The organism is Endozoicomonas numazuensis (assembly GCF_000722635.1).
Lineage (GTDB): Bacteria > Pseudomonadota > Gammaproteobacteria > Pseudomonadales > Endozoicomonadaceae > Endozoicomonas_A > Endozoicomonas_A numazuensis.
Window position 1 is genome coordinate 752,544 of sequence record NZ_JOKH01000001.1, and the last position, 24,328, is coordinate 776,871.

General features: G+C 47.1%; 22 protein-coding genes and 1 pseudogene. 15 read left to right on the forward strand and 8 right to left on the reverse strand.

Annotation, left to right across the window (positions count from 1 at the left end; all coding sequences use genetic code 11):
• Positions 1-26 precede the first annotated feature (26 nt).
• Positions 27-1,313, reverse strand: a complete 1,287-nt coding sequence (bioA, locus tag GZ78_RS03355; RefSeq protein ID WP_152558527.1) for an adenosylmethionine--8-amino-7-oxononanoate transaminase — start codon at positions 1,311-1,313, stop codon at positions 27-29.
• Positions 1,314-1,629: 316 nt separating this feature from the next.
• Here bioA and GZ78_RS28080 point away from each other — a divergent pair.
• The 3 genes and pseudogenes from GZ78_RS28080 to GZ78_RS03375 form a co-directional block, all read left to right on the forward strand.
• Positions 1,630-1,968, forward strand: a pseudogene (locus GZ78_RS28080) (DUF547 domain-containing protein); the annotation flags it as partial.
• A gap of 183 nt (positions 1,969-2,151) precedes the next feature.
• Positions 2,152-3,006: a 6-carboxytetrahydropterin synthase gene (locus GZ78_RS03370; protein ID WP_034832776.1), complete on the forward strand. Its 855-nt coding sequence runs from the start codon at positions 2,152-2,154 to the stop codon at positions 3,004-3,006.
• A gap of 339 nt (positions 3,007-3,345) precedes the next feature.
• On the forward strand, positions 3,346-4,002 hold the full coding sequence (locus GZ78_RS03375) for a hypothetical protein (RefSeq protein ID WP_034832777.1): 657 nt from the start codon (positions 3,346-3,348) through the stop codon (positions 4,000-4,002).
• Here GZ78_RS03375 and GZ78_RS03380 read toward each other — a convergent pair.
• From GZ78_RS03380 to GZ78_RS03400, 5 genes are all read right to left on the reverse strand, one after another.
• Positions 3,991-5,091 (reverse strand): DUF1513 domain-containing protein, encoded by a 1,101-nt coding sequence (locus GZ78_RS03380; RefSeq protein WP_081869648.1) that lies wholly within the window; start codon positions 5,089-5,091, stop codon positions 3,991-3,993. The genes GZ78_RS03375 and GZ78_RS03380 overlap by 12 nt on opposite strands.
• Positions 5,092-6,102, reverse strand: coding sequence for an imelysin family protein (locus GZ78_RS03385; protein ID WP_161787296.1), 1,011 nt, complete (start codon positions 6,100-6,102; stop codon positions 5,092-5,094). It lies immediately after the preceding gene.
• A gap of 20 nt (positions 6,103-6,122) precedes the next feature.
• Entirely contained in the window at positions 6,123-7,529 is a 1,407-nt protein-coding gene (locus GZ78_RS03390; protein WP_034832781.1) for a di-heme oxidoreductase family protein, read from the reverse strand.
• Between the two features lie 2 nt (positions 7,530-7,531).
• Positions 7,532-8,836: an imelysin family protein gene (locus GZ78_RS03395; RefSeq protein WP_081869649.1), complete on the reverse strand. Its 1,305-nt coding sequence runs from the start codon at positions 8,834-8,836 to the stop codon at positions 7,532-7,534.
• A gap of 253 nt (positions 8,837-9,089) precedes the next feature.
• Positions 9,090-9,677 (reverse strand): TetR/AcrR family transcriptional regulator, encoded by a 588-nt coding sequence (locus GZ78_RS03400; RefSeq protein WP_034832783.1) that lies wholly within the window; start codon positions 9,675-9,677, stop codon positions 9,090-9,092.
• 172 nt (positions 9,678-9,849) lie between these two features.
• Between GZ78_RS03400 and GZ78_RS03405 the strand changes: the two genes are divergently transcribed.
• The 3 genes from GZ78_RS03405 to nagA all read left to right on the forward strand — a co-directional run bounded on the left by GZ78_RS03405 (position 9,850) and on the right by nagA (position 15,178).
• Entirely contained in the window at positions 9,850-10,911 is a 1,062-nt protein-coding gene (locus GZ78_RS03405) for an efflux RND transporter periplasmic adaptor subunit (RefSeq protein ID WP_161787297.1), read from the forward strand.
• Between the two features lie 5 nt (positions 10,912-10,916).
• Positions 10,917-13,952 carry an efflux RND transporter permease subunit gene (locus GZ78_RS03410; RefSeq protein WP_034832785.1) on the forward strand — a complete coding sequence of 1,012 codons (3,036 nt, stop codon included), beginning with the start codon at positions 10,917-10,919 and terminating at the stop codon, positions 13,950-13,952.
• A gap of 71 nt (positions 13,953-14,023) precedes the next feature.
• A complete protein-coding gene (nagA, locus tag GZ78_RS03415; protein ID WP_034832787.1) occupies positions 14,024-15,178 on the forward strand; it encodes an N-acetylglucosamine-6-phosphate deacetylase in 1,155 nt (384 codons plus the stop codon).
• 56 nt (positions 15,179-15,234) lie between these two features.
• Here nagA and GZ78_RS03420 read toward each other — a convergent pair whose 3' ends face one another.
• Complete coding sequence (locus GZ78_RS03420; RefSeq protein ID WP_034832788.1) at positions 15,235-16,134, reverse strand: GlxA family transcriptional regulator; 900 nt, start codon at positions 16,132-16,134, stop codon at positions 15,235-15,237.
• A 331-nt stretch (positions 16,135-16,465) separates the two neighbouring features.
• Here GZ78_RS03420 and GZ78_RS03425 point away from each other — a divergent pair, with 331 nt between their 5' ends.
• The 8 genes from GZ78_RS03425 (at position 16,466) to GZ78_RS03460 (ending at position 21,974) form a co-directional block, all read left to right on the forward strand.
• Complete coding sequence (locus GZ78_RS03425) at positions 16,466-17,110, forward strand: response regulator transcription factor (RefSeq protein WP_034832789.1); 645 nt, start codon at positions 16,466-16,468, stop codon at positions 17,108-17,110.
• Positions 17,111-17,125: 15 nt separating this feature from the next.
• Entirely contained in the window at positions 17,126-17,560 is a 435-nt protein-coding gene (locus GZ78_RS03430) for a CsgE family curli-type amyloid fiber assembly protein (protein ID WP_051785778.1), read from the forward strand.
• A 111-nt stretch (positions 17,561-17,671) separates the two neighbouring features.
• The gene (locus GZ78_RS03435) at positions 17,672-18,070 is read left to right on the forward strand and encodes a curli assembly protein CsgF (protein ID WP_034832790.1); all 399 of its coding nucleotides are present in this window, start codon (positions 17,672-17,674) and stop codon (positions 18,068-18,070) included.
• An 11-nt stretch (positions 18,071-18,081) separates the two neighbouring features.
• Positions 18,082-18,930 carry a CsgG/HfaB family protein gene (locus GZ78_RS03440; protein ID WP_034832791.1) on the forward strand — a complete coding sequence of 283 codons (849 nt, stop codon included), beginning with the start codon at positions 18,082-18,084 and terminating at the stop codon, positions 18,928-18,930.
• Between the two features lie 146 nt (positions 18,931-19,076).
• A complete protein-coding gene (locus GZ78_RS03445; RefSeq protein ID WP_051785779.1) occupies positions 19,077-19,562 on the forward strand; it encodes a hypothetical protein in 486 nt (161 codons plus the stop codon).
• 20 nt (positions 19,563-19,582) lie between these two features.
• Entirely contained in the window at positions 19,583-20,728 is a 1,146-nt protein-coding gene (locus GZ78_RS03450) for a hypothetical protein (RefSeq protein ID WP_034832794.1), read from the forward strand.
• Positions 20,729-20,793: 65 nt separating this feature from the next.
• Positions 20,794-21,189, forward strand: coding sequence for a curli-like amyloid fiber formation chaperone CsgH (gene csgH, locus GZ78_RS03455; protein WP_034832796.1), 396 nt, complete (start codon positions 20,794-20,796; stop codon positions 21,187-21,189).
• Positions 21,190-21,227: 38 nt separating this feature from the next.
• Positions 21,228-21,974 carry a hypothetical protein gene (locus GZ78_RS03460; protein WP_034832797.1) on the forward strand — a complete coding sequence of 249 codons (747 nt, stop codon included), beginning with the start codon at positions 21,228-21,230 and terminating at the stop codon, positions 21,972-21,974.
• Here GZ78_RS03460 and GZ78_RS27125 read toward each other — a convergent pair.
• A complete protein-coding gene (locus GZ78_RS27125; RefSeq protein ID WP_051785780.1) occupies positions 21,956-22,588 on the reverse strand; it encodes a class I SAM-dependent methyltransferase in 633 nt (210 codons plus the stop codon). The genes GZ78_RS03460 and GZ78_RS27125 overlap by 19 nt on opposite strands.
• Positions 22,589-22,939: 351 nt before the next feature.
• Here GZ78_RS27125 and GZ78_RS03470 point away from each other — a divergent pair, with 351 nt between their 5' ends.
• The gene (locus GZ78_RS03470; protein WP_034832799.1) at positions 22,940-24,154 is read left to right on the forward strand and encodes an aspartate aminotransferase family protein; all 1,215 of its coding nucleotides are present in this window, start codon (positions 22,940-22,942) and stop codon (positions 24,152-24,154) included.
• Positions 24,155-24,328 lie beyond the last annotated feature (174 nt).

Sequence of the window (24,328 nt, forward strand, 5' to 3'; positions counted from 1 at the left end):
CAGAACAGGGAGCATCAACTTTCCTGTTAACTGATCGACTTAACAACAGTACAAATAGCCTTGCACAGTGTCTCCAGGTCTTCATCAGAAATGACATAAGGCGGCATAACATACACCAACTTGCCGAAAGGTCTGACCCAAACCCCCTGCTCAGGGAATCGGGGTTGAATCTCAGACATCACGACAGGCTCCTTTAGCTCCACCACACCAATAGCACCCAGCACCCGAACATTATCAACGGTGTTCAGCTCTGCGCAGGGAGATAAACCATCCCATAGTTTTTTCTCAATATTAGCCACCTGATCTATCCACGCCCCTGTGGAGAGAATGTCCATGCTCGCAACGCCTGCTGCACAGGCCAGGGGATTGGCCATGAAAGTAGGGCCATGCATGATAGGGCCTGAGGCACAGATGGTCTTACTGATTTCCTCAGTGCACATCACAGCAGACAGAGTCATATAGCCACCGGTCAGCGCTTTACCCACACACATGATGTCAGGGATAACATCAGCATGTTCACAGGCAAACATTTTGCCTGTTCGGCCAAAGCCCGTAGCAATCTCATCATGAATCAGCAGGACATCATGTTCATCGCAAAGTTCTCTGACCTTTTTCAGAAAATCCGGTGAGTAGAAATGCATACCACCAGCTCCCTGAACAATAGGCTCAATAATGACAGCTGCCACCTGATGATTCAGAGATTCCAACTCAGTACGAAATGTCTGAATATGATGATCTTCAAAGGTTTCATCAAAGCCGCACCCAGGTCTCGGTACAAAATGATGCTCAGGAAGAATACCCGTGAACAATTGATGCATACCGCTATCAGGGTCACAGACAGCCATCCCTCCCGTGGTATCACCGAAATACCCTCCTTTGAATGTCAGTAGCTTGTTTTTATGGGTTTCCCCTTTGCACTGCCAATACTGCATGGCCATCTTGATGGCAACTTCTACAGCGACTGATCCGGAATCAGCAAAAAATACGGTTTTGATAGGCTCGGGGGTCAACTCGATCAGTCTTCGAGTCAATTCGATAGCAGGCTTATGAGTCAATCCACCGAACATGACATGGGACATGGAATCGACCTGATCCTTAACGGCCTGATTCATCACCGGATGGTTATAACCATGCACCATACACCACCAGGAAGACATTCCATCAATCACTTCCCTGCCATCACTCAGGCGAAGTCTGACGCCTGAAGCACTTTCAACAGCAAACAGCTCATACTGGCTGGGTGTTGTCCCATAGGGGTGCCAGATATGGCGGGCATCAAACTCAAGATCAGACTGTGTGATGGTTCGATCCAAAATTGGCTCCAACGTCTTCAGGTATACAGAAAGTAATGAATAATATGCTAAATCCCCGGAACAATTCACCGATAGCTGCCTTATTCCTGAAATAATTTTAAGTACACAACTTCATGACAAAAATGAGCCAGAACGACAGAGTCAGCCACCTTTATACCCATTGGATTTCAAGATGCTACCAGGAGGCCGTCCTCTCCTCCCTAATTGAGCATCACTACGATCTTCGAACCGACTGTTTTGACTATGAAGCCTGTAAAACATCGGGCGATTACAGCAAGATTCAATCCATTATGGATAAGCAGGATTTTTTCAGGGATTTCGTTATCAACTCAAACCTCATGCCTTTTCACTGGATGAGATTGAACATGGTATTCTCAGGGCCAATACCCCCTCTTTCAGAAAACTGAGAAAACCTCTGCAACGTCGTCATCCGGCTTATCTCTATACTATGAGCCAGCTCGATCCCAGAATTCATATGGCTTTCCACTGTGCCTGCCAAAGCTCAGCACCTCTCAGAGCCTTCTGTCCAGAATCCATAGAACAAGAGCTCGAAGCCGCTTCTGCTGACTTCCTTAATCGTCACGCCTCTATCCATGAAAACAAGCTGTCTTTGCCTCGGTGTTTCTACTGGTACAAAAAAGATTTTGGACAATAGTCCGGAATTCTGAACTTTGTTGAACAGCATCATCCTGACCCTGAATTCAGGCACCAGATTGCCTTGCAGGGCAGTCGTATGAAAATCCATTTCACAGAATTTGACTGGAGACTGAACAGTAAGGAGAAATGAGTTACAATTGTCCGATTAACCCATTATTTTTTTCAGCCGCAGTAGAACCCAATGACCGCATTGTTCGTCAACCAGCTCACCACTCTCGATTTCAGTTATCTTTCCCCGGAACGAGGGGTTGTAGGGGAAACCTGGCTGGTCGATGTCGTGCTAAAAGGCAATTTGGATGAACAAGGCATGGTGTTTGACTTTGGCCATGTTAAAAAGCAGATAAAAGCATCTTTGGACCTTCTGGCTGATCACCGTTTGCTTGTGCCCACAGCTCATCAGGCCCTGACAATCAAAGCCGACAATGAAGAGCGCCTCTCTGTTCAGATGCAGACCAGCAGTGGTGACATCATTGAGTGTAAAGCTCCGGCTCAAGCCATCCTGCTGGTTAATGCTCAAGAAATCACACCCCAGGCTCTGACCCCTTTTCTGGAAAAAACACTGCTTGATGAACTGCCTGATAATGTCAGCGGTGTTGAGCTGCAGATTTATCCTGAACAGTTCTCCGGTGCCTTTTACCATTACAGCCACGGCCTTAAAAAGCATCTGGGTGACTGCCAGAGAATTGCACATGGTCATCGCTCCCCAATCCATATCTACTTGAATGGACAGCGTGACCCTATGGAGGAAGCAGGCTGGGCTGAAACCTGGAAAGACATTTACATAGCCACCCGTGAAGATTTGCTGGAGACAGTCACTCTGGGTAAGCAAGAGCACTTTCGTTTTGGCTATACCTCTGACCAGGGCTATTTCGAGCTGACCATCGCTGAAGACCGCTGCTACCTGATTGATACAGACAGTACCGTAGAACTTCTGGCTGAACATATTGCGTCTATGCTGAAGAGCCGCCATCCGGACCAGTCAGTCCGAGTGGTCGCCTTTGAAGGTTTTAACAAAGGCGCTGTTGCAGAAAAATAAACCTTCCCACCTTTCCCCTTCAGGAATCTTCGACTGAAGATTCCTGTCAACCATTGCACCAATCGATTCCATCGATGACCTCGTTCTACTGAATGTTATTCTTGACCACTATTCTCAGTCAGACGCCTAGGAGCCTGACCGAGAATAGGCAGGTCGGCCTAAAATCCAGAAAGAACGGCCCATTTTTCCGATAAATTTGATTGAATAGGCCCACTATTCGCACAAATTTATCGAAAAAATGGCCTCGTTCTACTGAATTTTATTCTCGACCACTATTCTCGGTCAGCCTCCTAGAATTAAAGTAAGGTGCATCGATGAACTGTCTGAAATGGATTTCTTATGGCAATCGAAGATATCAATAATCGTCCTGTCCAACCCTCTTCGGTCAAACAAGATCCGGAACTAGGTGTATCCGGTGAGCAACAGGTTGAAGAAGAGGTTGAAAGTACTTTTGAAGACTTGAAAAGCAACATGGAAGAGATGCTGCAATTCAATTACGCCATCATCCATGAACTGCTAGGACAAATTGCAGCGATCAGTCCTTATCGGGCCGATATGGCTCAGGGAAAACAGCCCGAAGTCGCAGCCATCGAAGCTTCAGACTCTGCCAAAGCAACACCCGTGGCTCCTGTGGGAGAAGCCAGTGCTTCTGCTTACCTGGCTGGCTTGCAGCACATTGAAGGTATGATGGGCAACCATGATATCAAACTTCAGGAAATGTTCGACAAGCTGGCCTTGTCACGTTCAGGCAGAAAGTCAGACCTGAAAAACCAGGGTCTGGAATTTGAACGCCTGAAGTCCATCATCATTCAGGCTGAAGGTCGAATGAATCAGACACTGAGCCAGATGCCTGAAACTCTGCCGGAACATACCGGTAGAATGATGAAGGACATGCTGCCAGAGTTTATTGAAAAGTTGCAAAAATACGATGGTAGTTTTCGTGAAGCGCTGACAGAGGTGCGTGAAGAAATTCTCAGGGTCAGCTCACACCAGTGATAACATATGGTTATCCCACTGGTTGTGCCTGAATTGTGCCTTAGAAACTTCTTCTGCCTGCCCGTTTTGACATTTCAGAAGTTGAATCCCCCCCAAACCATTGCTAATCGCCAGCAGTCCTGATGCGGTTCTGGCCGCTCCTGAGCAATCCCGATTATGGATAAGCGTTTTCAATGTTCCTGACATGACATCAATTAGCCCAACCCTGTTACCTCTGGGGCTCGTCACCGCCAGAGTATTGTTATCGGGCATAAAACAGACACTGGCAATATAACCATGGAAGGATAACCATTCAGCTTCCGTCGCTTTAACCGGTTTCAATGGTTCCCCCCTTTGATGCAGAGCCACCAGCGGCAGAACACCCGGATCGCCCTGATATTGCATACCAACAGCAACTGTACCGTCAGGCATTACATCCAGATGACGAATGCTTAAAGCATGATCAATGAGAACCTGCCTCTCCAACTCTGCTCCCGAATCACGATCAATGTAGAGCAAAGCGGGTTTCATATTATCCGGATTCAATGGTGTACGCCCTGAGTCCGGGTGGGTCTTAATACCTCCCAAAGCGACCACCAGTGTTTCACCATCGGGCATCATAGCCACCTCATGGGGGCCAGAACCATCCAGTTGAAACTCTCCTGCTCTTTTATACCCCTGCCCGGCATCATAGATACCCACTACACCCTGCAGAGTTTCAAGATTATTTTCAGTGGTATATAGCCACCGGCCATCCTCACTGAATACACCATGACCATAAAAGTGCCGTAATGAATCACTGTTCACCGTCTGAATAGCCTGCTCCGGCTTATGCCAATCCAGATGATAAAGTAATTTCCCCGGCCTTCTGTCGAACACAACCACTTCTGAGCTGAAAGGTCTGGCAGCTATATCGTGCGCTCTTGCAGGGATTGGCCAGCATCCTGTTACTTCACCATTATGGGTAAAGGTCTGAATGAAATATTGGTCATTCGGATCTCTGGCAACACTGATCAATACTGACGAAGTCTGGAGTGATATTGAGCAACCTGACAATGAGAGCCCCGCTAATCCCAAACCGGTTTTGAGAAAAGTACGCCGATTCAACACTTAGTCACCGTCGTTAGTATTAAAACCGAGGGGTATATTCAGGGCGGATGAAGCCTTCTGGATATTCATTCTCAAGCCTGACAGATTATCGTTTAATACAATGAGACGACCTCTGCCATGTGATTCCACCAAGCCATTAATAGAAGCAGGTAATTGCTCCACCTCTCTGTTAATTCGGCTCAAGTCCTCCGACAACTGCTGCCATATCAATCGGTCTTGTTCAGACAAATGGCCATCAAGGACAAAAGACGTCATTTTCAAACCTGCTGACAGAGAATGTCTGAGATTGCTTAATGACTGTCCACTGCGCCAGGATTCAGCCAGGTAGTGATTAACCTTCTTTTTCCCTAATGGCAGCCTGATTTCTCGAATCAACCGTGAAGACAATACGTCAAGACTGTTCAATACCAGTACCGAAACCGTCACCTGTTTCTCAGGATCCGAGCTGGTGTATTCATTATAAAGAACACCATGACCCTGCCACTTCCCGACCATCTCAGCAGCATTCAAAACCAGTGTATTGCTGACCGATTTCAAAAAACGACAACGGTTTGCTTCACCCAAAAGAATGCGCTGGCCACTGCTTGGATCAAACAATAAATATTCCAGAGCAGAAAGCCCTTGAACGATGACACTCTCTTCAGTTAGATCAGAGCCAACAGGCTTTTTCAACAAAGCTTCTATTTTCCGACCGATCAGATTTTTTTTGTCAGGCCAGAATTGAAAACGCCAGCTTTCCATGTTCTCTTCAAGATAAATCTGGGAGACAGCCTCAACGCTCTGCCAGGCAGACATGGACTCACTCCAGCTGTCGCGAAGAGTCAGAAAGTTTTTTTCGACAGGACTCGAACAAAACCGGTCTGCCTGCTGACTCAGCTGAACAGCTCTTTGCTGCATTGCGGAAAGATCAGCAATGATGACGTCATTCAGATAGCGGGTCTTGCTTGCAACCTTTTCGCCTTTATCCTGACTGCACCCTGTTAACAACAAAGACAAACTGACTGCACACATTAAGGGACTCAAGAAGCGTGTCATAAAGAACCTATAAACTTCAGCAGTGCTGACCTCTGTTCTTTTTCCATGGCAACAAAACGATCTCTTGCAGCCTGAGCTTCGCCACCATGCCAAAGAATGGCTTCCTGGATTGTTCGGGCTCTGCCATCGTGCAGGAAAGTAGCTTCAATACTGACTTCATGGGTTTTGCTGATTCCCCAGAGCGGTGGAGTACGCCATTCAACACCACTGGCGAGGAACTCAGGTCGATGATCTGCAAGCCCTTCACCCATGTCGTGTAACAGTAAATCACTGTAAGGCCAGATCAACTGATCAGATTGTTCTGGCTGATTTTTTAGTCGAGGCGTTTTATAACTGGGTATATGACAGGCTGCACAACCGATATCGTTAAACAGTTTCTTGCCTTTAAGTACCGTTTTATTTTTTGCCTCAGACCTGACAGGAACCGCCAGGTTGCGGGTATAAAACGTCACCTTTTTGAGAATCTTGTCAGAAATTTCAGGCTTTTCCCCGGTCAACAGATCTCTGCAGGAGGTCTGGGCTTCACTGCAATTCTCTTCGGGAAACAGTATTGAAGTAATGCCCATATCACCATTAAAGGCTGCCGCATTCTGCTGCTTGAGGTCAGGCTGCCCTGCTTTCCAGCCAAATCGCCCCATTACCGTTTTGTTTTGCTCCAAATCCCATACCCGGTTGGCACGTCCGGAAATGCCATCATCATCCCGGTCATCAGGGTCTTCATAGGTTAACAGGCTGGAGTCTGTTAATGCTTCAAGCAGCCCTAACCCGATCATGGGCGAAGCTACCCGGGGAGACATCATCAGATTTTCAGGCAATGGCCCATAACCTGGATGAGTAATACTGAAGAAAGGCTTTCTCAGCTCAACTTTCTCCCCCCCTTTCAGGATGACCTCAGAATATTCATAGCGAACCTGAACTCTCCCCTCAGGCACACTGCCAGGCAATGCAAAGTCCTGAATCTGCCCCCCATAAACAGGATGAGGAACAAAGCCACTTTTGAGTAACACTTGTGGATCGGTCTCATCGGTAGCTGGCACACTGATTCTCATTAACAGTGAGACTTTGTTGAGATCACCCTTTTTAGGCGCATGACCCCGTCCATCTTTGATATGACAATTCTGGCAGCTGTTGGTATTGAAGAGCGGACCCAGCCCGTCCCGAGCAGTTGTCGAGGATGGAGAAGCTATCCAGGGATTACGGAAAAAACTGTTTCCGACATTAAAATCCAGCCTGCGTGTCACCTTCATGTTACCCGCTGGCATTGAGAAAGCATTGCGACCAGCGATGGTGACTGACGTGTCACCACCCGGCCTGTCTTCACCAGGCTCATAAACAGACAACTCTTCCTGAGAGCAGCCTGTCAATATCAACACCAGTGTCAGAAAACCTATCCTTGTTTTCATTCTCAGAACTCGTGATCAGCATTATCCGGATTCAACTGGGTAATTCCCATGACACCAGCGACTTCTTCTATTGTTGTCGTTTGTGCAACCAGAGCATTTATCGCTGTCTCTACCAGCTCATGCCCTTCCTTGTTCTCCGCAGCAATCAACTGATCGAATGCCACATTGTCGTTTTCAGCAGAGTCCACAATGGCCTGAAGCGCGTCACGGGTTGTATTCAGCTGTTGCAATGCTTTATCTGAAAGCGTCTTGTCTGCTTCTTTCAACCACTTCAGTATGCTCGGTCCTTCTATCTTCGAGCCATCCACTCTTTGATAGCTGCCTGCAAAGACATTACGAACGCCCTGAGCATTATAAAAATGGGAGAAATGGGTGTTATCACTGAAACAATCGTGTTCATCTTCAGTGGAATTGGCTTCCAGTGCGACTTTCATCCTTTCGCCGGCCAACTCTCCAAGGCTTAAGCTACCCATGCCAAAAAGCATTTTCCTCAACCCTTGGTCAACAGGCTCTTGAAGCAACTTTGAACGATAGTTATCAGCCACATCAGGCTGCCACTGCGCTACCATATACTCCAGATCTTTAATCAACAGATCCGTCACCTTCAGCAGATACGAACCTCTCCTTTCACAGTGGCCATTGGTACAATCCAGACCTTTGGCATAATCGGTAGCCGGACGCTCACCCGCTCCCGGACCATTGCCATTCAGATCCTGCCCCCACAAGAGAAATTCTACTGCGTGATACCCTGTTGCAACATTGGCCTCACTGCCACCCAGTTCATTAAGACTGGCCAGTAACTCAGGCGTTATGGCATCCAGATTTAATGTGTGCTCGCCCAACATCAGTTGGGGATTGGCAACAATATTTGCCTCAGCACCAGCATTACCCATTTCATGACCATACTGACCAGCATCAACGTAATCAATCATTCCTTCATCCAGTGGCCAGGCATTCAACTGCCCCTCCCAATTGTCGACCACCGAGTTTCCGAAACGGAATACTTCTGACTGCATATAAGGAACACGTGCGGCTTTCCAAGCCTCACGAGCATGCCGTAAAGTGGTTTCATCAGGGTTAATGACCAACTGTCCAGCAGCAACACGCAGTGCTTTTGCCGTGATCAGGGCATCTTCAAATGTGGCTAGAGCAACATCTGCATATTGCCTGATTACTGGCTCTGCAGACTGTTGAGAAATAGTGAGGGCGGAGAGCGATTCGTTGACATCCGCTTTTTTACTGTCACTGCAACCTGCCAGCAGGAGTCCAGACATCGTCAGCACGGCTATTGCTTGCTTGGAAATCATGAAACCTTCCTTGTAATTTTGTGTTCTTATTCTGGGATTCACTGGCAGCGAATTATATTGAGAATAATTCTCATTACAACTAAAAGAATAAGATCTTGTCATCACTTACCTTGTTGTATCGGTAATGAGCAACAGAATACAAGGTCATTCTTCATCAACAGAAGCAACCAACAGACACCTTTCTTCAAATGCCTGCTTCAGGGAAGGCGAAAATAAGTCCTGTGGTGTTATAACCAGCCAGAGGGGTTCAGAATCAAGGCAACATGGAAAGGAATACTTTCAAAGCTTTGGATAGGTCAAAGTCTGCTCCGGTATCAGGATGACAATTATCTATCCCCTCCAGAATCATGCTCGTGTGCCCCTTGATCAAAGCTGCAGCATTAATCGTGATATACCAGAGTGTTTCATCGGATTCAGGCGCACTGAGTTTAAGCTGTATCAGTGCCTGCAGTGCTTTAATACAGCTTTCAGCAGACTCATAAAGCTCCGGGCAGGACTCTTTGTTAGCCAGCGCCGGTCCAAACATCAGCTTATACAAGGCGGTATTATTTTTTGCAAAATCAACATAAGCCAGCCCTACTTCCACAAGAGCAGAATCCAGGTCTGGACTGGCTCCTGACCGGGCTACCAAATACTGCCGAAGCTCCTCAAAGCCACTGGTTGCCATGGCTATCATCAGTGCGTTCTTATCGGGAAAATGCCGGTAAGGCGCGGTTTGGGAAACACCCACTGTCCTTGCCAGAGCCCTGAGACTGAGCTTGTCTATACCTTCTTTTTCAAGCTGTTTGCGCGCCTCTGCCAGAAGTGTTTCTCTCAAGTTTCCGTGATGGTAAGAAGCCATAAATCAACTCGTCACAATAAAGATGCCAATATATGGGAAATGAACCCGTATATCGTTGTTCATTCTATTTTTATCGTCTGATGTTACCAACGTCAACATTGTTGACACTGAACACATTAGTCGCCTAGCATTACTTAAAACAATAAAGATGGCAACCAACGGAATGCTGCTAATGCTTCTCAACAGTCGACTCTCCGCCTGCCTGGCTTCCATCGTGCTGTCTGGGTTCGGTTCAATCGCCATGGCTGAAGATAAACCTCCCCCCATGGTTGAAATCGTGCCCGTTGAATATCAGGCTTACGCCAAACCTATTCGCACCAGCGGTATTCTCTCCTATAAATCCCAGCAATCCCTGTCATTCAAAACTGCCGGCCCGATTCAGTATCTTGACGTCAACGAAGGAGACAGAATCGAAGCTGGACAGTTGCTGGCCAGACTTTCACCCGAGGAAATAAAAGCCCAGGTGGATGAAGCTCAGGCCAGAGTAGAAATGGCTAGAAATAATATGAACCGCTTCAGCCAATTGCATAAGAATAATGTGCTCTCTCTGGAACAGTTGCAGTCCGCTGAAACCGACCTTGCTGTGGCTGAGAGTCGATTAAAAATCAATCGATTCAACCTCAAGTACTCGAGTATAGAAGCCCCATCCAAGGGCCTTGTTCTAAGAACGTTTGTCGAAGAGAACGAGCTGGTCAACGCTTATCAGCCCGTAGTTATGGTGGCAGACACGGATCAGGGCTGGGTCATCCAGACAGGTGTCACCGATGAAGACATTGTACGACTAAAAAAAGGTGATAAGGCCAAAGTTGAATTTGATGCCTGGCCCGGAGAAGTGTTCAAAGGTACAGTCAGTCAGCTGGCTACTCTGGCAGACGAAAAGACCGGAACCTTTGAAATAGAGATTACTTTACCTGAAAAGAATAATCGCCTCCGCTCAGGTTTCATTGGTCAGGTGACCCTGATCCCTTCTAACAAAAAACAGGTCGCCCTGTTTTCTATCAACGCCATTGTCAGAATGGCTCAACAAGAAGCTGAAGTCTTTATTTATGATCCGGCCACCCGTCGTGTAAACCTCAGGAAAATCACACTGGACTTTCTGGAGCCCGGTCGCGCTGCCAGCAGTAATGGATTAAAAGCAGGAGATCTTCTAGTCACCCTCGGAGCAGGGCTGCTCAAGGATGGAGAGCATGTCACTCCATCCTCTGACTCCACTCTGCTTACTGCAGGAGAGTGACTGCTATGAAGTTGCCTGCCATTGCCATTAAAAACCGTCGTTTTACCCTTGTCCTTCTGCTGCTATTGATCATGCTCGGTGTGGTATCTGTTCAAAATATGCCTCGCTCAGAAGATCCTCAGTTTGAATTCCCTGCCACAATGATTCGTGTCGTTTATCCTGGTACCAATACCATGGATATGGAAAAGCTCATTGTTGACCCGATAGAAGAAGCCATTAATGAGCTGGATGACATCAAAGTTCTAAAGTCCAATATTGAAGACGGCCTTGCTGTTATCAATGTCGAGTTTCTTTATGGATCAGACTCCCAGGAAAAATACGACGATGTTGTTTCTTCTGTTTCCAGAATTCGGGACGATCTTCCAGAAGATATTGCTGTTCTTGATATGGATAGAATCTCTCCGGTAGATGTCAATATTATCCAGATTGCTCTGATGTCAGACACTCAGGGATACGGAGTGTTAAAGCCTCTGGCTGAGAAGCTGGAGAAAACACTTGAACGCATTGCCGGTGTAAAAAGAGCCAATGTCGAAGCTTTTGCCGAACAGCAACTTCAGGTTAAAGCCGATCTTGAAAAGATGAGAGAACTGGGCATAGGTATTGAAGATCTGATTCAGTCTATCCAGGTCTCAGGAGCCAACCTACCGGGTGGGCATGTCCTTTCTGGCAACCGCCGCTTTACTGTACAAACCAGTGGTGATTTCAGCTCAATTGAAGATTTAAAAAGAACCGCTGTTCATTCGAGTCCCGGCAAAGTCATCTATGTGGAAGATGTTGCTAATGTGGAACTGGCTGATGCACTGCCCAGCTATCAGGCTCGTTATGAAGGGGTAAAGTCTGTCTTTGTCACTGTAGTTCAGAGAGAAGGCAGTAATATTTTCCAGGTCATGGATAACATCAAGTCTGAAATCAGCAAGCTGGAAGCCAGACTGCCAGATGGCGTGACTCTGGATATAACTCATGACCAGACAGAATCCGTTGAAGACCGTATCAGCCAGTTCTTCGATAGTCTGGTTCAGGGGCTGATCCTGGTTGGGATTTTGACTCTCATCTTTCTGGGTTTTCGTCCTGCTCTGGTGATTATTTTTGCTATTCCATTGTCGTTTTACATTGGCATTGGCTGGCTGGATATTGCCGGGTTTGGTATTCAACAAATGTCCATTGCCGGATTGGTCATCGCTCTGGGTCTGCTGGTAGACAACGCCATTGTTGTGACTGAAAATGTTGACCGTTTTCTACGCAAAGGACTTCCTCCGGCGGAGGCTGCGGCAAAAGGTGCCAGTCAGGTGGGCTGGGCAGTCATCAGTGGTACCATGACAACAATTCTGGCCTTTGTCCCTATTCTGATGCTGCAGACAGGTGCCGGGGTTTTCCTTCGCTCCATGCCTGTGACGGTGATTCTGACTCTTCTGGCCTCACTGCTGATTGCGTTAACGCTCTCACCACTGCTGGCCAGCTACCTTCTGAAGAAGAGAAAGCAAGAACCTCCATTCATGCAAAAGCAGGTTTTTAAGTTTGCCAGTGGTCATTATAAAAAGCTGCTGACCTACTCTTTGAACCACCCATACCTTGTACTTTTGATTGCCATTCTGATTCTTGTTGGCTCTGTTGGACTGGCGGGTAAATTGGGCGTCAGCATGTTCCCAAAAGCTGAAAAACCCATGATCATGGTGAATATTGAACTACCTGAAGGTGCCAGCTTTAATCAAACTCAAGCCATTGCCGAACAAGCAGAAGCCGCGGTTCGTCAGCATGAGCTGGTTCGCTCAGTGGCCACCAATATTGGTAAAGGCAACCCTCGCATCTATTACAATATTTTCCCCAGCCGTCAGGTACCCAATTATGCTCAACTGGTTGTCAGGTTGAGCACTGGCAAGCTCTCCATTGTCGAACCTTTTGTTGCCGAACTGCGAGAAACCTTTGCCGATATTCCGGGTGCACGGATTACCATCAAAGAATTACTGCAGGGTCCGCCTTATGAAGCCCCCATCGCTATACGAGTGGTGGGAGACGACCCGGACAAAGTTCTGCTGGCTTCCCGAGATGTGGAAAAATTCATAACCAGCACCCCGGGTACGGTTAACGTAGACAACCCTCTTGATAAACCCAAGGTTGATCTGAAGGTCACTATCAACAGGGCAAAAGCCGCTATGTATGCCGTGCCAGTCAATGCCATCGATCAGGCGGTCAGAGCCAGCCTTGTTGGCCTGACTGTCAGTGACTTCCGGGATGAAAATGGCGAAGACTACCCCATAGTCGTCAAATACCAGGGCGCAGATCGCCCCCGAATAGAAGACTTCGACGCCATGATGGTTAAATCCACCTCCGGCTCACTCATTCCTCTGAAGCAGTTAATAAAACTGGAATTACACAGCGCTCTACCTCGTTTTCAACATCATATGACAGAACGAATGGTTAGAATTACTGCTGATATTGAAGGCAGTTATCAAGCCGAAGCCTTGACCAATGAAATTGTGGACAAGCTGGAGCAGTATGACTGGCCTGAAGGAGTCTTCTACCAGGTGGGAGGAGAACAGGAACAGCGCAAAGAGTCGTTTAATGGTATGGCTAAAGTTCTTCTCATCGCTCTGCTGGGCATATTTGCAATTCTGGTTCTTCAGTTTAATTCCTTTACCCAACCTATAGTGATTTTTGCCGCTATTCCCTTTGCTGTGACAGGTATGATTCTGGGTCTCTGGGTAGCTGGTTTCACCTTCTCGTTCACCGCCTTCATCGGCCTGACGTCTCTGGTAGGCATTGTCGTCAACAACTCCATTATTCTGGTTGATTATGCCAACCAGCTGCGCAAAGACGGTCATGATATCCGTGAAGCGGTCATGTTATCGGCACAGACCCGAATGCTCCCCATTTTGCTCACAACAATGACGACTATTGGCGGCCTTCTGCCCCTGACACTCTCAGGGTCTTCCATGTGGTCTCCTATGGGCTCCACCATCATTGGCGGACTACTGGTTTCCACTCTGCTGACCCTGATTGTGGTTCCGGTGCTGTATCAGCTTTTAAGCAGTAAACATACGTAAACATAACCCTACGGAGCCTGTTTCGCCTCATGGTACAATTATGTTTATTACCCTGCTGATAGGTCTGAGACATGACGACGTTTTATCTGAAGGCAAAGGAGATTTTCACTGAAGAAGGCATTCTTCAGGACAGTTTCCTGAAAATTGCGGACGGTCGCATTGCGGCTATTAACTGTGAGCCTGAAGAAGACTCGGACATCATGGATCTGGGAGACAACCGAATTGTCCCCGGATTCATTGATCTGCACATCCACGGCAGTGGCGGCTTTGATGTCATGGATGCCAGCCACGAAGCCATTAACACGATCTCCAAAACCATCGCTGCCAAAGGCGTTGTGGGCTTTCTTGCCACAACCGTCACTGATACCTGGGAAAGGAATCTCGCGGCTCTGAAAAACGTTAGGCAGTGCATTGAGCAAGGTGTTGAGGGTGCACAAGTACTGGGTTCCTTCAGCGAAGCTATTTTCTTTTCCGAACGTTTCAAAGGTGCCCATGAAGGCAGCTACTTTCTGGAGCCGACTCAGGAAAGACTGGATGCAATGCTGGAAGCATCCGGCGGTACTCTTCGCTCTCTGGCGCTGGCTCCTGAAATTGAGGGTGGTATTGAAGCCATCAAATACCTGACCAGCAAAAATATCCGCGTCATGATTGGCCACACTGGCGCTACTTACGATGTCTGTAAGAAAGCCTTTGAAGCCGGAGCAGTAGGTGGTGTCCATATCTTCAACCAGATGCTCGGATTGCATCATCGACAGCCAGGTACAGCCGGTGCGGTTCTGCATCATCGTGATATTTATGCAGAATTGATCGCCGACGGTGTGCATGTCGACCCTGTTGTAATGGATCTGGTCTACCGCCTCAAAGGCGCGGATAAAACCGCTCTGATTACAGACTGCATGTGTGCTGGCGGTTTAAACGATGGCGAATACCCACTGGGTCTTCTGACTGTGCATGTAAAAGATGGCGTGGCCAGAACCGAATCGGGCGCACTGGCAGGAAGCACTCTGACACTCAACCGTGCCGTAGCCAATATGATAGAAAAAGTGGATGTAGATCCGCTAAGTGCTGTTCATATGGCATCCCTGACGCCAGCTACCCTGCTCGGCCTGAATGACGAGCTGGGCAGCATTAAGGTTGGCAAGCGGGCATCTATAGCTGTTATGAACAAAAACCACGAAATTCTGATGACATTTGTCGATGGCAAACAGGTATTCAGTCTGTACTGATCACTCACTGACAGGTCTTCCAGTCTAAAGATGGAAGGCCTTAAATTGAGTTGAACTTAAGCTTGCTTTTCTTCTCTGGGGGTCAGACCAAAATGGTTTTTATAGGCAGTGCTGAAGTGTGAAGCATTGGAAAATCCACAGGCAATACCCACCTCCACGACAGGCATTTCAACTTCTCTTAACAACTGTCTGGCATACTCAAGCCTGAGTTTCAGGTAGTGTTTGGAAGGAACCGTATCGAGATACTTACGGAACAGTCTCTCCAATTGTCTGCGAGAAATACCCACCAGAGAAGCCAGTTCATCGGCCCCCAGAGGCTCTTCGATATTAGCAGCCATCAACTGCGTGGCTTCCTCTATCTGGGGTTGAGGTTTCTTTACTATTCTGGGAACAAATGAGGATCTTGGCGGCACGCCAAGACGATCCCTGACCAGTAACTCCGACACACTGGAAGCCAGATCAACGCCCTGCTCTCTGGCAACCAGAGAAAGCATCATATCCAGAGCGGCTGTCCCGGCCCCACACGTCATTCTGCTTCTGTCCAGTTCAAAAGCGCCCTGACTTAGCTCAATAGTGGGGTACTGCATCTGAAGTTCATCAGCAGTCCCTTCCAATCTCGCCCGAAATCCATCAAGGAGCCCAGCTTGCGCCAGAAGATTAGCGCCTTTGCCAATACCTCCCAACATGGCAATATCAGACAACACAGTAACAGGGATAGTTACATCGGTGCCTGAAGCCACCAGAATGACTATATCCATAAGCCCCAGAGCTGCCTGTGAAGGCTCCAAAGACAACCCAACATTACTGACTACAGATGATTCAGCTACAACAGCACTTTCATAAACGGTATCCCCTGTCACCCGGTTCACTGCCCTCAATACTTCAAGAGCTGAAGATACCCCTAACAGAGAGAAATCGGGATACAAAAGAAAACCAACCTTACAAGGCTTACTCATCTATCATTCTCCCCTGCTTTCCCATCATTTTTTTGAGTCAACTGTCACGAGTGAATGAAAAATATTCTAACCTTGGAAACAGCAAAATTTTATTGCTCATAGTAGAAAAACATTGCCCAAAAAGCGCTTGGCTGCGCCCTTTAAGACAAATAATAAAGATTCCAAAAGTGAATAATAGCAGCATCAGAAACGTACTCCTAATACACAAATAAAAACCAAAAAACAAACTCTATTTGTGCCCCAAGTCACACTTGAACAAAAACTCAAAACTGTAATAATGCTTTTTGATAATTGATCCACAAAAACCAAAAGCTGGGAACAGGATGTTCTTATGAAAAGCGTCGTTTATCTGATAACTGAGAACAGTTTCCAGATTACCTTACTTGAAAACAGCTTACAGAAGCACTTTGATTTTATAACGATTTCACCCGAGGAGATCATTTCCACACGAATCATTTCTCATCGTTCGCTATTCCTTATGGATATGAGCATTCTTTCAAAAAACTGTATTAATGATGTCATCACAAGTCTGATAAACAACACGCCTAACCCCCGTATTGCTTTATTTAATACCGAGAGAGATCAGTGTATTCAGTTTTTGTTCGAGCAGTACGATATACGAGGACTGTTCTATAAAGATGATTCACTGAGCCACTTAATCAAGGGAATTCAATTCATTCATAACGGCGACTATTGGATCCCCAGAAAAACACTGGCTAATGTGATCAACAAGATGAGGCTGAGTCATAAGACTGACAAGCAATCTCAAAATTCTATTCCAGATGAACTGACTCCCAGAGAAAAAGAAATACTCATACTGGTATCAACCGGAGCGACTAATACGGAAATTGCGAGAAGGATCTTCTTGAGTGAAAACACCGTCAAAACGCACCTTTCCAACCTCTATAAGAAGCTGGAAATTAAAAACCGAACTCAAGCTTCTGCCTGGGTAAAATATCATAGTCCATCGCCCTGACCCAGAGGAAGTGACATGCGCTGCTTAGCTCTTCAACATTCATCGCTACTGCTGATCTCTGGCTTTATCTTGACCTTTCTGGCTCATGCTGCCGACCCGACACTGCCTTCGACAGGTGCAAGGAGTCCGCTTCAGGGGCTGGTTATTGATAAAACGCTGACCCCACCGGGCCGCAATTTTTACAAACAGTTTGCCCGACTATGGTGGGAGCTCAATCCAACACTCAGAGATAACCTGGTCATTGCTGAAAACCCCGATGCCCTCAGAGGCAGCCAAATCATCATCACCATGAACAGAAAGTTGCTTTACATTACAGCATTAAGCCCCGCACGTTCAGAGATTGAAAAGAAAGCCTCGAATGCTGTGAACTCTGTTGAGCATAGAGTGAAGTATTTACTGAACCCCTCAAACATTCAGGCCAGTGAAGATTTGGCAGAAGATGAATTTTAGTAACCTGTCGGGCTGACTAAAAGTAAACAACAAAGACACAGTACCCCGTTCAATTTGATGAACGGAACAGAGAACCATTTTTTAAGGAAACCTGGAATCAGGAAGATCACCATGAAACCATACCTATTCAATGCTGCACTGCTTTTTATTGCTTCACAGAGTCTCGCCAGTGAGCTGGTATACTCCCCCGTCAACCCGTCATTTGGGGGAAACCCGATTAATGGCACCTACCTGCTGGGTAACGCCCAGTCCCAAAACAAACACACCTCTGGCACCACCAGTTCTTCTCAAAGAAGCAGCCTGGATCGTTTTAATGACTCACTTCAGTCTCGCCTTCTGAGTCAGCTACTGGCAGACATTGGCGAAGGCGGCCAAAACTCGGGCATGCTCAGTACCGACGATTTTATCGTTCAGATTGAGCAAGGCAGCGGTGGACTGAATATCATTTCTACCGACAAAAACACCGGTGAATCGACGTCAATCACCGTAGACGGACTGATCGCAGACTAGGGACAGTGACCATGCAAAAAGTAGTTTTCGTTCTGGTCATTTTACTGATCAGCGGGTGTGCAGGTAATCCGATTACGGGCAAGTTTCCGTCGTCAGAAGAAGCACCCACCCTTATGCCAAGAAGTGTCACTTACCAGGATCTGTCTTCTTTGCCTGAGCCAGCCGGTAAGATCATTACATCGGTCTATGCCTTTCAGGACCAGACAGGGCAGTATCGCCCTGCTCCATCCAGTAACTTTTCTACGGCGGTGACACAAGGCGCTACCGCTATGCTGAATACTGCCCTGAAAGATTCCGGCTGGTTTATCCCCCTTGAGAGGGAAGGTTTGCAAAACTTGCTGACCGAAAGAAAAATCATTCGTGCCGCCAGTAAAGGCCAGGACTCTTCTCAGTCACTGCCTCCTCTGGCATCGGCCAGTGTATTACTGGAAGGAGGCATCATTGCCTATGAAAGTAATGTCCGAACCGGCGGAGCGGGTGCCCGCTATTTTGGTATTGGCAGTTCAGGGAAATATCGTCAGGATCAGGTCACAGTAAATTTACGTGCTGTTGATATTTATACCGGGCAGATTCTACACAGCGTTAATGTTACCAAGACAATTCTGTCCCATGAAATTCAAGCTGGCGTATATCAGTTCATTGAATATAAACGACTGCTTGAAGCTGAGGGAGGGTATACAAATAACGAACCCGTTCAGTTGTGTGTTATGTCAGCCATAGAGTCTGCTGTACTTCATCTGATTGCTCAGGGTATTCAGGCAAACTCATGGCAATTGAAAAACCCACAGGAACTTAATAACCCTGTTCTTTCCCCTTACCTGAACGCCACCCCTCCCAGTTCATTGTCTGCTATCGAATAAGCCTGAAAAATTAGATACATCAACTCACCCGAAAGGGTGAGTTTTAATGTAAAACAGTTCAAATTTTCATCCTTTTTGATGATACCTGTACACACTCATATCCCACAAAATTAATACCGATATGGATTCTTATCAGGTGTTTCATTTTGAGCAGTTGGCTGTGTTTTTTATTACTGATTTTTTCTCTCCCGGTTATCGCTCTAGATCTGGATGGCTGGGACGAATTATCTGCAGGCGAAGGTAATACGGCGAGTGTCTGGCAATCAGGTGCCGATCAAAATCTGACTCTGGAACAGTCTGGAGAAGCCAACTTTTTTCGCAGTGCCCAGTTTGATTTCAACAACAACCTCAAGGCCTCTCAAAACGGTTTTGCCAACAGTATTACCGCCATTCAAAGAGGTTCTGGCAATCAGGCCAGTATTTCCCAGACCGGTGACTATAACGATGTGGTGATGCATCAGTCAGGTTTTGACAATTACTCAGAAATCACACAGGTGGGCAGTTTTAATGTTGCCGAGTTAACACAACTTGGCGAAAACAATTCGGCCTACATTATTCAAAACGGATACGGACTGTCTGTCAGTGTTATTCAGTCTGGTAACCAGAATGTTCAGATAGAACAGAATAACTAACCCAAAAACAAGGAAAGATCATGAGAAAGTTAACACCTCTGGCCCTCGCACTGATTATGTCTGGTAGTGCCTATGCCGCTTCCAGCGATAACCGCGCCACAGTGAATCAGAGTGGTCAGAATCTGACTGCCACTGTTAACCAGGTAGTAGCAGCCAACAATAACAATGCCAATGTTAATCAGGCGGGTACCACCAGTTCTGCGGTAGTTAATCAGAGTGGCAGAAACGGTCTGGCCACCATCTTTCAGGTAGACGCTACTGACAATACCGCTCAGGCTGATCAGACCGGTGACCAGAACGAAGCCAACCTTAGACAGTTTTCACAATCAACCAGTACCGTTACCAGCACTCAAACTGGCAACCTGAATAACGCAACCCTGTCTCAAATTAACGGTGCTAACAACACGGTTACGTCTGCACAGACTGGAGACAATAACGCCACCAAAGTTGATCAGGTCAACACTCAAGACTCTAATGTATCTGTTCAACAACTGCAGAATGACAACGTTGCCAACCTGCAGCAGGAAGGTAACGGCCTTTCCATCACAGCCATTCAGGTTGGCACAGCCAACACCATCCAGGGCAGCTCATCCGTGCCACAGGTTTACCAGGGCGGACAGCTGGGTAATAGCCTGAATGCCCGCTTGACTCAGCTCGGTAACGACAACCTGATTGAGTTCAAACAAATGGGGGATGCCAGTACCCTGAACGTCAGACAGATCGGTGGCAAGAACAGTGCTACTTCCTCACAGGAAGGTAACGGAAACTTTTCTGAGTTTAATCAGAGAGGCATCAGTAATACCGGTACCCTTTCTCAACTGGGTGACAGCAACCGTTCCGGAATCAAGCAGATTGGTGATAACAACCTGGCTACGGTTACTCAGGAAGGCAACAATAACAGGGCTAACAACAACGCCCGTGGTGACAATAATGACGCCATCATCACTCAGACAGGTGACGGCAACAGAGGTGTCATAGAATCCTGGCCTGGCAGCAGCTTTGACAGCACAGGTCTGCTGGTTCAAACCGGTAATAACAACGATGCTCACCTGGACCAGGCAGGCAACAACCACAGCATTACTGTTACGCAGACAAATAACAACAACTACACTTACAGCCTCCAGACTGGCAGCTCTAACACAGCTACCGTCACTCAAGGTATGTAATGGCTTAAAGGTTGCCTTCGGGCAACCTTTTCTTTTAACTCCTCCTCAGAAGTGCCAGAACAAAAATGACCATCAATAATCTTCTGAAACCTCTGGCCCTTACAACACTTCTGATCACCCAACAGGCTCAAGCCTCCGACGTTCTCATTAAAATCAACTCTGAATGGGAAGGTAATACACTCAGCCTGAACCCCACTGCAACCAGCCAAAAGCCTGGTACTTTCCAGTATCTCATCGAAGTACAGAAATCAGGTAAACAAGGCAGCGCGACTACCCGACAAAGCAGTCAAACAACATTGTCACCCAATCGCCAAACCCGGCTTTCAAGCACAACCTTTAATCTGATGGAAGGAGACCAACTCTCTTTCAAAGTCACTCTTACCAGTGAAGGCAACAGTGTTGCCCACCTTGAACGCCTCTTCACTCTGCCCTCTAAACACCAGCAAGAACCTGATGCCTGAGCACTTTCTGCCGACAACCAGACTGAGAGAAATATTGGGTGATCACTGTGAAGACAGACAAGGCAGGAGCTATTCAGCTCTCTCCTCATGCACATAAATTACTTCCACAAAAGCAGCATGGCCAATGGCTGGGCTATAAGCTGACCCATGTTGATACTGAAAAGAACACCCCCGAGCCCCCCTCCTGGTTTCAACATAAAAGTAAAAACCTGTCAGAAAGACTGGCCAGCTACCACGGCACTCTAAAAGGGCTGCTAAAACCTCTGATTAACTTCTGCATAAAGCAGCAAATTCACAAAGTGCAGCAATACGCTGACCGGATTTTGGATTTAGATGATATTAAGCACATACAGGCTCATGTCTCAGAATTTGACCACCAGCTGCGAACCCTTGGAAATATAACGGTCACAACCCAAACATATGGTTCCAAAAGCCTTTCCTGGTTGAGAGATGAAGCGATAAGAACCTATCTGGAAATATGTCTGGAAGAAGGCCCTCTGTCTGCAGAGAATGTGGCCGAACTGATAGAACTCCATCAGTCCATCATTAATCACCAATATGAAGACCACTCTGTCGGTACAGACCAACTCATGGGATATCTGTGCCTTAAGGCTGCTGAGTACACGACTGATTCAGAGAACAGACAAGCCTTGTTGCTCCATTCAAGGAAACTGTTTAACGAGACTCAACTCGCTATAGAAGATGACGATATGGCAACATTCAGAAGCCACTGGCACTCAGATCTTAAATCCCATAAGTTTACCCATCATCTGCCCAGAATGTAGATGCTGAAAAGAGGCGAGTACAGCTCATCTTTCCAGGGCAGACCATCATCAACTTTGCCCAATGACTGATGCCACTCCAGAACGTTTAGACCCGACTTTGAGAAAACCGATCGATAGTCTTCATCGGTCCAGAAGAAATCTTCAAAGATGACATCAGAGCCCACCACACGACATTTAACATGAGCACCACTGGTAAGTTTTCTGTTCTCCGGGAAATCATTATCCACCAGCAACCAGTGACCTTGGAACTTTTGTTCTGAACTGACAATAACCACAGCTACGCCACCGGGCTTCATCACTCTGTAAACTTCATGGAGAACAGCCTCCATTTCGGACAAAGAAGCCATTTCAACCAGGACATAAGACAGCATGACCAAGTCGTACAATCGATCAGGACGTGGAACAGAGGCAGAATTAATATGAGTGAATGCCGTATTTTTATGATCACTGACAGCCACACTGAGCATATTGGCCGAGATATCCATACCCTCTAAATCAAACCTTGCCTCTTTAAGAAGAGGCATCATTAACCCTGCGCCACAGCCATAGTCCAGTGCCCTGATACCCGTTTTGACGTATTGATTCAAAAGTCCGGGAAGGTCTCTCTGAGTCATAAACCCCAGATGCCTTTTTCCTTTGCGTAGCCTTTGGCCTGATCTGATGTGTACTCCATAACCCAATTTCACTATCACTGAAACATAAGGATGAAAAATAGCAGAACAACCTGAAAAAAATTCTATTACCCAACGGTTCTGAGAGAAAACTCCTGGTCGCCTGGTGTAAACTCTTTGCTTCGGCTTTGATCCATAATGAGAGACTGACAGCTATAACAATGAATTCATGTCATTACTGTAGCGATGAATAATTTCATGATAAATCAGCCATGAGCGAAAGCAGCATTTAACACCCTCCATCGTGTTGAAAGATGCTCACTATAAAAAAACCATGTATTCCGAGGACAAGAAATGACCGAGTATTCCGTTAACAGAACAACCTTCGACGAAGTCATGGTGCCAAACTATGCACCACAGGCGATGATTCCCGTTCGCGGAAAAGGTTCACGAGTCTGGGACCAGAAAGGCCGTGAATACATAGATTTTGCAGGGGGTATTGCTGTCAATGCTCTCGGTCATTGCCACCCTCAACTGATCAAAGCCCTGAAAAAACAGAGTGAAAAGCTCTGGCACCTGAGTAATGTTTATACCAATGAACCGGCTCTGGCTCTGGCGCAGCGACTGACAGACATCTCCTTTGCCGAGAAAGTGTTCTTCTGTAACTCTGGTACTGAAGCTAACGAAGCCGCTTTCAAACTGGTCAGGAAGTATGCTTTTGATCATGCAGGCCCAGAAAAGCATGAGATTATTTCCTTCAAAAGTTCTTTTCACGGTCGCAGCCTGTTTGCTGTAACGGTGGGTGGTCAGCCCAAATACTGTGAAGGTTATGCGCCTGTTCCTGCAGGTGTAACCCACCTCCCCTATAACGATCTGGAAGCTCTGAAAGCCACTATTTCAGACAAGACCTGTGCGGTTGTTCTGGAACCCATTCAGGGTGAAGGCGGCGTCATTCCGGCAGACGCAGAATTCCTGAAAGGTGCAAGAGCCTTGTGCGATGAACATAAAGCTCTGCTGGTTTACGATGAGGTACAAACAGGAGTAGGCCGGACTGGTGAGTTTTATGCTTACATGGCGACAGGTGTCATACCTGACATTCTGACCACAGCCAAATCCCTGGGCGGCGGCTTCCCTGTTGGCGCTATGCTGACCACCGATGAAGTGGCCACAAGTTTCGGTTTTGGCAGTCATGGCAGCACCTATGGAGGCAACCCACTGGCCTGTGCAGTTGCTCTGGAAGCGATCAACCTGATCAACAATGATCAGGTTCTGGCTAACGTCAGCAGCAAACATGAGTTGTTCCGTGGAGAACTGCAACGCATCAACGAAACCTATGGCATCTTCAAGGAAGTTCGTGGCAGAGGTTTGCTGATTGGTGTCGAGCTGACTGAAGAATGGCACGGCAAGGCTAAAGAGTTCCTGGCCGCTGCTGCAGAGGAAGGCCTGATGATGCTGGTTGCTGGTCCGAATGTACTGAGAATGTCTCCCTCCCTGATCATTCCTGACGAAGATATTCGTGAAGGTATGGCTGCGATGGAAAGAGCAGTTGCCAAAGTAGTCAATGCATAATGTGATCTGCACCGGTTCATAGCCGGTGCCCCTCTTCTCCTGACCTGTCCGTATCAGAATACTTCCTGTCGCAAAATCGAGAGTGATGGCTCTCAGCAGTTCATATACTTAAGCAGCCATGAGCTAAAAAAAGCAGCCATGAGCTAAAAAAAGCAGCCATGAGCTAAAAAAAGC

What these genes read in the sequence shown, in the direction of transcription:
- GZ78_RS03370 (WP_034832776.1), top strand. Translation starts at nt 2,152, where the DNA reads ATGACCGCATTGTTCGTCAACCAGCTCACCACTCTCGATTTCAGTTAT.
- GZ78_RS03375 (WP_034832777.1), top strand. Translation starts at nt 3,346, where the DNA reads ATGGCAATCGAAGATATCAATAATCGTCCTGTCCAACCCTCTTCGGTC.
- GZ78_RS03385 (WP_161787296.1), bottom strand. Translation starts at nt 6,102, where the DNA reads ATGTGTGCAGTCAGTTTGTCTTTGTTGTTAACAGGGTGCAGTCAGGAT.
- GZ78_RS03390 (WP_034832781.1), bottom strand. Translation starts at nt 7,529, where the DNA reads ATGAAAACAAGGATAGGTTTTCTGACACTGGTGTTGATATTGACAGGC.
- GZ78_RS03395 (WP_081869649.1), bottom strand. Translation starts at nt 8,836, where the DNA reads ATGATTTCCAAGCAAGCAATAGCCGTGCTGACGATGTCTGGACTCCTG.
- GZ78_RS03400 (WP_034832783.1), bottom strand. Translation starts at nt 9,677, where the DNA reads ATGGCTTCTTACCATCACGGAAACTTGAGAGAAACACTTCTGGCAGAG.
- GZ78_RS03405 (WP_161787297.1), top strand. Translation starts at nt 9,850, where the DNA reads ATGCTTCTCAACAGTCGACTCTCCGCCTGCCTGGCTTCCATCGTGCTG.
- GZ78_RS03410 (WP_034832785.1), top strand. Translation starts at nt 10,917, where the DNA reads ATGAAGTTGCCTGCCATTGCCATTAAAAACCGTCGTTTTACCCTTGTC.
- nagA (WP_034832787.1), top strand. Translation starts at nt 14,024, where the DNA reads ATGACGACGTTTTATCTGAAGGCAAAGGAGATTTTCACTGAAGAAGGC.
- GZ78_RS03420 (WP_034832788.1), bottom strand. Translation starts at nt 16,134, where the DNA reads ATGAGTAAGCCTTGTAAGGTTGGTTTTCTTTTGTATCCCGATTTCTCT.
- GZ78_RS03425 (WP_034832789.1), top strand. Translation starts at nt 16,466, where the DNA reads ATGAAAAGCGTCGTTTATCTGATAACTGAGAACAGTTTCCAGATTACC.
- GZ78_RS03430 (WP_051785778.1), top strand. Translation starts at nt 17,126, where the DNA reads ATGCGCTGCTTAGCTCTTCAACATTCATCGCTACTGCTGATCTCTGGC.
- GZ78_RS03435 (WP_034832790.1), top strand. Translation starts at nt 17,672, where the DNA reads ATGAAACCATACCTATTCAATGCTGCACTGCTTTTTATTGCTTCACAG.
- GZ78_RS03440 (WP_034832791.1), top strand. Translation starts at nt 18,082, where the DNA reads ATGCAAAAAGTAGTTTTCGTTCTGGTCATTTTACTGATCAGCGGGTGT.
- GZ78_RS03450 (WP_034832794.1), top strand. Translation starts at nt 19,583, where the DNA reads ATGAGAAAGTTAACACCTCTGGCCCTCGCACTGATTATGTCTGGTAGT.
- csgH (WP_034832796.1), top strand. Translation starts at nt 20,794, where the DNA reads ATGACCATCAATAATCTTCTGAAACCTCTGGCCCTTACAACACTTCTG.
- GZ78_RS27125 (WP_051785780.1), bottom strand. Translation starts at nt 22,588, where the DNA reads ATGACTCAGAGAGACCTTCCCGGACTTTTGAATCAATACGTCAAAACG.
- GZ78_RS03470 (WP_034832799.1), top strand. Translation starts at nt 22,940, where the DNA reads ATGACCGAGTATTCCGTTAACAGAACAACCTTCGACGAAGTCATGGTG.